This window comes from Zavarzinia sp. (assembly GCF_049306435.1).
In the GTDB taxonomy this organism is placed as follows: Bacteria; Pseudomonadota; Alphaproteobacteria; order Zavarziniales; family Zavarziniaceae; genus Zavarzinia.
The window spans coordinates 1-7562 of sequence record NZ_JBAQRT010000042.1 but is presented as its reverse complement, the minus strand read 5'-3'; the positions used below and the strand labels follow the sequence as shown (position 1 = coordinate 7562).

Genomic DNA, 7562 nt, shown 5'->3' with positions numbered 1-7562 from the left:
GTGCCGACAAGGCCGCGCAGCGGGCCGCGCGCCCCGAAATCGACCGGGCGAAGCGGCGCGGGCTCGATCTCCACCTCGATCCGCCCGCCGCCCGCCGGAAAGAAGCCATGGCGGATCAGGCGCGCGGTGACCTGGGGGCCGAAGCGGGCGAGACGCGGCAGGAAACAGCGCTCCAGGAACTCGAAGGGCGGCGCGGCCGGATTATGGGTTCCGCCTTCGATCACCAGGCGCGAGGGCACCGCCGCCATCATCAGCGCCGGCAGGACGGTTTGCAGCACGAGGCTGGTGCTGCCCGCGGTGCCGATGGCGAAGTGATGGTCGCCGGGCGTGATCCGGCCCGGGCGGAAGGTGATGTCCCGCGCGCCGAGGGCAAGCCCGTCGCAGGTCGCGCCGCCGACCGCGCAAGCCGCCTCGACCGCCGTCACATGCTGACGCATCAGGCCGGGTTTCGGCCGCCCGGCGCGGATATTCTCGATGCGAAAGGCTTCGCCCGTCACCAGCGAAAGGGCGAGGCTGCTGCGCAGGATCTGTCCGCCGCCTTCGCCGGCGGTGCCGTCTATGGTGATCATGAAACGCTTCCCGAAATGGGCGTGGAGGGCTTCAGCCCTTCACGCAGACCACCTGCTTCAAGGTATGGACAATATCGACGAGGTCGGCCTGGGCCGCCATCACCTTGTCGATCGGCTTGTAGGCGGCCGGGGTCTCGTCGATCACCTCGGCATCCTTGCGGCATTCGACGCCTTCGGTCGCCGCCGCGTGATCGGCCAGGGTGAAGCGGCGCTTCGCCTCGGCGCGGGACATCAGGCGTCCCGCCCCGTGGGAGCAACTGTCGAACGATTGCTCGTTGCCCTTGCCACGGACGATGTAGGAACAGGCGCCCATGGAACCGGGGATGATGCCCCGGACGCCCATCGCCGCCCGCACCGCCCCCTTGCGGGTAACGAGCAGGTTCCTGTCGAAATGCTTCTCCCGCCGCACGTAATTGTGATGGCAGTCGATCGCCTCCAACTCCGCCTCGAAGGGCTTCGGAATCTCGGCCCGCAGGGCGCGCATGACATTGGTCATCATGGCGCGCCGGTTCAGCGCGGCGAAATCCTGGGCCCAGCCCACCGCCTCGACATAATCGTCGAAATGAACGGTGCCTTCGGGGAAATAGGCCAGATCCCGATCCGGCAGGTTGATGAACCAGCGCCGCATGTCATTCCGCGCAAGCTCAATGAAGTAGCTGCCGATGGCGTTGCCGATGCCGCGCGATCCCGAGTGCAGCATGACCCAGACCCGCGCCTCCTCGTCGAGGCAGAGCTCGATGAAATGATTGCCGGTGCCGAGGGTGCCGAGATGGTTCGCCGTGTTGGCCTTGGCCAGCTTCGGGTATTTCGCGACGATCGCCGCGAAACGCTGGGCGAGGCCGGACCAGGCCGTGGCGATATCCGGCGGCACCTCGCCCCAGGACCCCTTGTCGCGCTTGCCACGGCCGACGTCACGGCCATGGGGCACCGCCCGCTCGATCGCGGCGCGGATGCCGGCGAGATTGTCCGGCAGGTCGGTCGCCAGCAGCGAGGTGCGGGCCGCCATCATGCCGCAACCGATATCGACACCGACGGCGGCGGGAATGACCGCGCCCGTGGTGGCGATGACCGAGCCAACGGTCGCGCCGATGCCGACATGAACATCGGGCATGGCCGCGACATGGGAGAAGACGAAGGGCAGCCGCGCCACCCGCTCCAGCTGGGCGCGGGCGCCGTCATCGATCGTGACGCCCCGCGTCCAGGTCTTCAGGGGCACGCCGCCTTCGACGGGGCTGAATTCGTAAGTGCTTTTCTCGGGCGCGGCGCCGGTCATGATCCTGTCTCCACCTGCCGCCCGGCCGGATTGCCGGGCGGCGCTTGCCCGTAGCTATCAGCAAGCGGCGTGCCAGTGGCTGGCGCGACGGCAAAAATTTCCATAAGATATTGATTTATACTGAAAAAATAGAAATGAACGCGCCATTGTCGCGAAAGCCGGATCGAAAAATCCTATATTAAAATATAAGAAATTATACAAGAATAGCGCCATGAAACCGACCGTCGTCATCGGCTTCCTGGGTTCGACCCTCGACGCCAGCAAACTGGGACCCTCGCGCTGGAGCAAATGGCGGCCCAGTGTCGGCCTGTGCATGCAGGAGGATCTGCGGGTCGATCGCTTCGTGCTGATCCATGGCCGCCGCCACGAAAAGCTGGCGCGGCAGGTCGCCGCCGATATCGCCAGCGTCTCGCCCGAGACGCGGGTCGAACTCAGGCTCCTCGACCTGGTCGATCCGTGGGATTTCGAGGAGGTCTACGGCAAGCTGCTGGATTTCGCCCGGGGCTGTTCCTTCGACCCGGAGGCCGAGGATTACCTGGTGCATATCACCACGGGCACCCATGTGATCCAGATCTGCCTGTTCCTTCTGACCGAAGCCCGTTTCCTGCCCGGCCGCCTGCTGCAGACCCAGCCCGGCCGGGGCGAGCGGGCCTCGGTGCGCGGCGAGTGGAGCGCGATCGATCTCGACCTGTCGCGTTACGACAGTATCGCCAGACGTTTCGCCTCGGCGCGGGAGGAGGGGGCGGATTTCCTGAAGTCCGGCATCGCGACGCGGAACGCGGCCTTCAACCGCATGATCGGCGAGATCGAACAGGTGGCGATCCGCAGCCGTGCCCCCGTCCTGCTGATGGGGCCGACCGGGGCGGGGAAAAGCCGGCTGGCGCGCCGCATTCACGAGCTGAAACGCCTGAAGCATCAGGTCTCCGGCCCCTTCGTCGAGGTGAATTGCGCGACCCTGCGCGGCGATGGCGCGATGTCGGCCCTGTTCGGTCATCGCAAGGGCGCCTTTACAGGGGCCATGGCGGACCGGCCGGGCTTGCTGCGCAGCGCCGACAAGGGCGTGCTGTTCCTCGACGAGATCGGTGAACTCGGCCCCGACGAGCAGGCGATGATCCTGCGCGCGGTCGAGGACAAGCGCTTCCTCGCGTTTGGCGCCGACAGCGAAAGCACCTCGGATTTCCAGCTGATCGCCGGGACCAACCGGGACCTCGGCGGCGAGGTGGCGGAAGGCCGCTTCCGCGAGGATCTTCACGCCCGGCTGGACCTCTGGAGCTTCACCCTGCCGGGCCTCGCCGAGCGCCGCGAGGATATCGAGCCGAACATCGATTTCGAACTGGACCGCCATGCCGAGCGGGAAGGGCGCCGGATTTCCTTCAATCGGGAGGCGCGGCGTCTCTATCTCGCCTTCGCCACGGGCGAGGATGCGCCCTGGCCGGGGAACTTCAGGGATCTCGCCGCCAGCATCACCCGCATGGCCACGCTGGCCCCCTCCGGCCGCATCGATACCGCGGATGTGGAGATGGAAATCGCCCGGCTGCGCGGGCGCTGGCGCGGGCTGGATCGGCCCGCGATCAGCGATGGTCTCGATGAAGTGCTGGATGCCGAGGCGCTCGCCGGACTCGATCCCTTCGATCGGGCTCAACTCGCCGCCGTGGTCAAGGCCTGCCATGGCAGCCGCAGCCTGTCCGACGCTGGCCGGCGGCTTTTCGCCGTGTCGCGCCAGGGTCGGCGCAGCACCAATGACGCGGACCGGCTGCGCAAATACCTGCTGCGCTTTGGTCTCAGGTTCGAGGAACTGGCCGGCTAAGCCAGCATTCGCCGGGTACAAACACGAAGGGCGAGCGTGGCATATGCCGCCGTTGCCCGCCCTTCAGTTTTTTTGTAATCCCTGGAGGCCCTTGGGTCTCCACGGGTCACCGATGGGGCGCCAGGACGGGTCCCGGCGCGGCTGCCTTGAGTTCAGCGGCCGTAGTCGTCGGACAGACGAACGATATCCGTCTCGTCCAGAATGTCACCGCGCTGGATTTCGACGAAGGTGAGAATTTCGTCGCTGGTGTTCGAGATGCGATGCGTCGCGGTCGCGGGAATATGAACGTGGGAACCGGGGCCGACCTCGATCGGCTTGCCCGAAATTTCCACGATTCCCCGGCCGTCGACGATGATCCAGTCTTCCGCGCGGTGGAAATGATACTGCAATGAAAGTCTCTGGCCAGGGGCGACCTTGATGCGCTTGACGATAAAGCCACTGCCTACGTCCAGTACGGCCCACCCCCCCCAGGGTCGCTCATCGCTGTCACCGATGCGGTAGGCGGTTTCGTCGGCCTCGCTGGCCTTCGAAGACCGCTGACGATCGGTACGCTTCAGCGTTGCGTCCATGTCCGTGCTCTCCGTAATCTCGGATTGATCTACATTGCTATGCAACAAAAGGTCCTGTCAAGGACTGCCTCTTCAGTATCCCTCCGCCCTGCTCCGGCGCAAGTGACGGCCATCACACCTGCGGAGGTCGTGCTGACAAATGGTCATCAATTCTGATGCATTTGCTTGGTAAATCGGGTTTGTAACTATGGTTTGTATTAGATTCTCCGATTATAGGAAATTCTTGCATTGCGTCGAACCGAATTGTTCTTTTTTCGCGCATTCTCTTGGAACCCCGCAGCCTCTGATGTGTTCCCTCGTTATGGCGTGGACTGAAATGTGAACAGTTCAGTGATGGCCGTCATGTTTCGGTCGGAACATTGTGCGGAGCGCGCGGTTTCATGTTGCATCGCGTTAAAATTCCGGGCGAGACTGCCGCCGAACATGCGTCGGACAGGGCTACCCGGGGGGTGGAAATGCGACGCAAGCGTGAAGGCAATGCCCGGCTCAGGAACATGAAAATCATCATCATCAGGCTCGCATATGCCTTGCGGCCCGCCCCGGCGGACTGGCGTGCGATGGCCCGAAATGCTGGCGTTCATGGCGTTTCACGGGGGCAGGTGTTGTTCATCGACAGTCAACCCTCCTGCGGCGGAAGCGACGAACAGGGTTGACGGGGACAGGGGCGGCGGCGAAAACTTGAGCCGACTGACCGATTGGAGGTCTATTCTTATGAGCACCGAAACTTTGACCAACGCCGCCGACGAAGTTGAATCCGGGGGCACGCAGGTCGTCAACCGGACGATCGAAGCCGTTGTCGACGGCAAGAAAATGTCCTTCGGCTACAGCTTCTACCGCGGCGAACACACGAATTACGGCCCGACGCTGGACATGCTCGAGCGTCCCGACGCGATCGCCAAGTATTTCCTGAAAGGCTGGATGCCGGCCGCACCGTTCATCAACGAAAACACCAACATCATCGCGTTCGGCAGCTGCTTCGCGTCCAACATCAGCAACTACCTGAACAATATCGGCTATAATGTCGCCACCAAGAAGGACAACGTCGCCTACGTGTCCCGTCTTGGCGACGGTATCGTCAATACGCACGCCATCCGTCAGCAGTTCGAATGGGCCTGGGAAAACAATACCCCGGCGGTCGATCTCTGGCACGGCTACAAGGCCGAGGAATTCGGTTATGACGAGCAGGTGCGGCTGAAGACCAAGGAGCTGTTCGACAGCGCCGACCTCTTCATCATCACCCTCGGCCTTTCGGAAGTCTGGTACGACGAGCCGACGGGCGAAGTGTTCTGGCGCGCGGTGCCCTTCGACAAGTTCGACCCGAGCCGTCACAAATTCCGCGTGGCCACCCACGAGGAAAGCCTGACCAACCTGCGGGCGATCTACAACCTGATCCGCAAGCACAAGCCGGGCACGCCGATCGTCTTCACCCTGTCGCCGATCCCGCTGGCCGCCACGTTCCGCGATGTCTCCTGCATCACGGCGAACGCGGTCTCGAAGGCGATCCTGCGCAGCGCGCTCGATCAGCTCTATCGCGAGAGCAAGCCGAATGACGAGAAGCTGTATTACTTCCCGTCCTACGAGATCGTGCTGAACGCGTTCAAGAACCAGTTCGGCGCCGACGGCCGCCATGCCCATCCGCATGTGCTGGACTTGAACATGCGCGCCTTCGAGCGCTATTTCTGCACGACCGGCCTGACCGACGAAGACATCGAGCATACTTTCACCGAGGCGCTGGCCCTTGATCGCGAACTCGGCGGCGAGGACAAGGCCAAGGCGCTGAAGCGTATCCGCGGCGAGAAAATGGCCAAGGTCCGCACCGGCTCGAAGAGCGTCGAGGAAATCGCCCGTCACGAAGCCCGGGTCGCCAAGCTGAAGGCCCAGGGCAAGGTGATCAAGGACGACGGCCTGACCCCCGAGCAGCGCGCGGCCGAAAAGGCGGCGAAGCGGGAGAAGGCCCTGGCGGAGCGCCGTGAGGAACGCCGCCTGAAGACCCTTGCCGAGCGCAAGGCGGGTTGATCCTGCGTCGCATTCGGAACAGGTGGTGAAATGGCAAAACTTTTCGGCGGCTTCAGCAAGAAGCCCAAGGAAAAGACCGCTTCCACCAAGAGCGCGGGCTCGAAATCCGGGACCAAGCCGGCGGTGACCCCGCCGGCGACCCCGGTCGAGCCAGCCGTGGTGGTGGCGGAGGTCGCGGCGCCTGTCGTCGTCTCCCCGGCCGAAACCAAGGTCCCCGTCAAGGCGGAGCGTGACTCGTCCGCCCGCGTGGGCGCCGAGGAACGGCGCAAGGCCACGGCCATGCGTCGGCTCGAGGCCGCGGAAGGCCGACAGGCAGCGGCCTTGGTCCGCCGCCGTCAGGCGGCCGAAATCCGGGAACAGGCTTCGGCACTCCGGCGCGACGATGTCGCGTCCAGACGCCAGGCGCGGGGCGGCGATAACAAACCGTCGTGAACAGAGCCGGTCGTCGAGATGGCCCCGCCCGAGCGGGACGCCTGTCCACGGGCCGGTGTGTGATAAGGAGCAAGAGAGATGGAAAGCGAAAAGAAAGTGGCCTTGAGCAAGGAAGCCCGGGCCCAGGCGTCCGAAGCCCGCAAGTCCGCTTCGGCGGAAAAGCGCAACGAAGCCGCGGCCAAGCGCGCTTCCGCGGCCGAAGCCCGCAAGAGCGCGGCCGAAGCCCGTCGCAGCGAATCCGCGGCCCGGCGCGAGGCCTCCGCCGCCTCGCGGCCGGCCCGGGGTCCGTCTGCCGCCAGCTGAGTCTGGCGCCGCAGTCCTGATGTCGTGATGGCACGCGCCTTTGGCGCGTGCCATTCTCTTTTTCGTCGCCGGGGTTCCGGATATTCGCGTTCCGATTGTTCCTCGGCATTTCTGGTTTATCTTTCTGTTTGATGGATATGTCTCAAAAGGGTTCGCGCATCAGGGGGCCGTCCGCGGGGGGCATGCCCATCGTCTTCAAGGGGGCCCAGGCGGCGCTTTCGGCCCTGATCGGTGCCGGCGACGTGGTTCTCGAGCTTGGCGACGGCAGTCATGCCGCTCTCTCGGCGCTGAAGGGAACCGGCATCGCCGTGCTGGAATTGCCGCTGGCTCTCGAGGCCGCGGGGTCGTTCGTGCGTGTCGATCTTGAGGCGCTGCAGGCCGCGGTCGTCAGCCGGGTTGATCACATCGTCACACTGACGCCATGGCATCGGATCGCCAACGGACCAGCCCTGCTGGAGCGGATGGCCGCCCTTGAAGCCCGCCTGATCTGCCGGACCACGGCATCCCGCGAAGGCACGCTGGCGGCGACCGCTGCCGCGCTTGGCCTCGTCGTCACCGGCCGGGCCGGCGCCGGCAGCAGCGGCGTTCTGCTC

9 protein-coding genes are annotated in these 7562 nt (G+C 64.7%); 6 read left to right on the top strand and 3 right to left on the bottom strand.

The genetic code is table 11. The features are described 5' to 3' along the window. Both WAZ62_RS02155 and WAZ62_RS02150 read right to left on the bottom strand, forming a co-directional pair. Positions 1 to 569, bottom strand: a 569-nt coding sequence (locus WAZ62_RS02155) for an RNA 3'-terminal phosphate cyclase (protein WP_422641890.1), incomplete at its 3' end; no start/stop codon positions are given. A gap of 31 nt (positions 570 to 600) precedes the next feature. After that, positions 601 to 1842 carry an RtcB family protein gene (locus WAZ62_RS02150; protein WP_422641889.1) on the bottom strand — a complete coding sequence of 414 codons (1242 nt, stop codon included), beginning with the start codon at positions 1840 to 1842 and terminating at the stop codon, positions 601 to 603. Positions 1843 to 2053: 211 nt separating this feature from the next. Between WAZ62_RS02150 and rtcR the strand changes: the two genes are divergently transcribed. Next, entirely contained in the window at positions 2054 to 3649 is a 1596-nt protein-coding gene (rtcR, locus tag WAZ62_RS02145) for an RNA repair transcriptional activator RtcR (protein ID WP_422641888.1), read from the top strand. Between the two features lie 152 nt (positions 3650 to 3801). Here rtcR and WAZ62_RS02140 read toward each other — a convergent pair whose 3' ends face one another. Further along, positions 3802 to 4218, bottom strand: coding sequence for a phosphomannose isomerase type II C-terminal cupin domain (locus WAZ62_RS02140; RefSeq protein ID WP_422641887.1), 417 nt, complete (start codon positions 4216 to 4218; stop codon positions 3802 to 3804). A 380-nt stretch (positions 4219 to 4598) separates the two neighbouring features. On the opposite strand from WAZ62_RS02140, the gene WAZ62_RS02135 reads away from it, so the two are divergent. The 5 genes from WAZ62_RS02135 to WAZ62_RS02115 all read left to right on the top strand — a co-directional run. Further along, on the top strand, positions 4599 to 4871 hold the full coding sequence (locus WAZ62_RS02135) for a hypothetical protein (RefSeq protein ID WP_422641886.1): 273 nt from the start codon (positions 4599 to 4601) through the stop codon (positions 4869 to 4871). 58 nt (positions 4872 to 4929) lie between these two features. Then, positions 4930 to 6234, top strand: a complete 1305-nt coding sequence (locus tag WAZ62_RS02130; RefSeq protein ID WP_422641885.1) for a GSCFA domain-containing protein — start codon at positions 4930 to 4932, stop codon at positions 6232 to 6234. A gap of 30 nt (positions 6235 to 6264) precedes the next feature. Continuing rightward, the gene (locus WAZ62_RS02125) at positions 6265 to 6666 is read left to right on the top strand and encodes a hypothetical protein (protein ID WP_422641884.1); all 402 of its coding nucleotides are present in this window, start codon (positions 6265 to 6267) and stop codon (positions 6664 to 6666) included. Positions 6667 to 6744: 78 nt separating this feature from the next. Next, positions 6745 to 6969, top strand: coding sequence for a hypothetical protein (locus tag WAZ62_RS02120; RefSeq protein ID WP_422641883.1), 225 nt, complete (start codon positions 6745 to 6747; stop codon positions 6967 to 6969). A 182-nt stretch (positions 6970 to 7151) separates the two neighbouring features. Next, positions 7152 to 7562, top strand: a 411-nt coding sequence (locus tag WAZ62_RS02115; RefSeq protein WP_422641882.1) for a hypothetical protein, incomplete at its 3' end; no start/stop codon positions are given.

What these genes read in the sequence shown, in the direction of transcription:
- WAZ62_RS02150 (WP_422641889.1), bottom strand. Translation starts at nt 1,842, where the DNA reads ATGACCGGCGCCGCGCCCGAGAAAAGCACTTACGAATTCAGCCCCGTC.
- rtcR (WP_422641888.1), top strand. Translation starts at nt 2,054, where the DNA reads ATGAAACCGACCGTCGTCATCGGCTTCCTGGGTTCGACCCTCGACGCC.
- WAZ62_RS02140 (WP_422641887.1), bottom strand. Translation starts at nt 4,218, where the DNA reads ATGGACGCAACGCTGAAGCGTACCGATCGTCAGCGGTCTTCGAAGGCC.
- WAZ62_RS02135 (WP_422641886.1), top strand. Translation starts at nt 4,599, where the DNA reads ATGTTGCATCGCGTTAAAATTCCGGGCGAGACTGCCGCCGAACATGCG.
- WAZ62_RS02130 (WP_422641885.1), top strand. Translation starts at nt 4,930, where the DNA reads ATGAGCACCGAAACTTTGACCAACGCCGCCGACGAAGTTGAATCCGGG.
- WAZ62_RS02125 (WP_422641884.1), top strand. Translation starts at nt 6,265, where the DNA reads ATGGCAAAACTTTTCGGCGGCTTCAGCAAGAAGCCCAAGGAAAAGACC.
- WAZ62_RS02120 (WP_422641883.1), top strand. Translation starts at nt 6,745, where the DNA reads ATGGAAAGCGAAAAGAAAGTGGCCTTGAGCAAGGAAGCCCGGGCCCAG.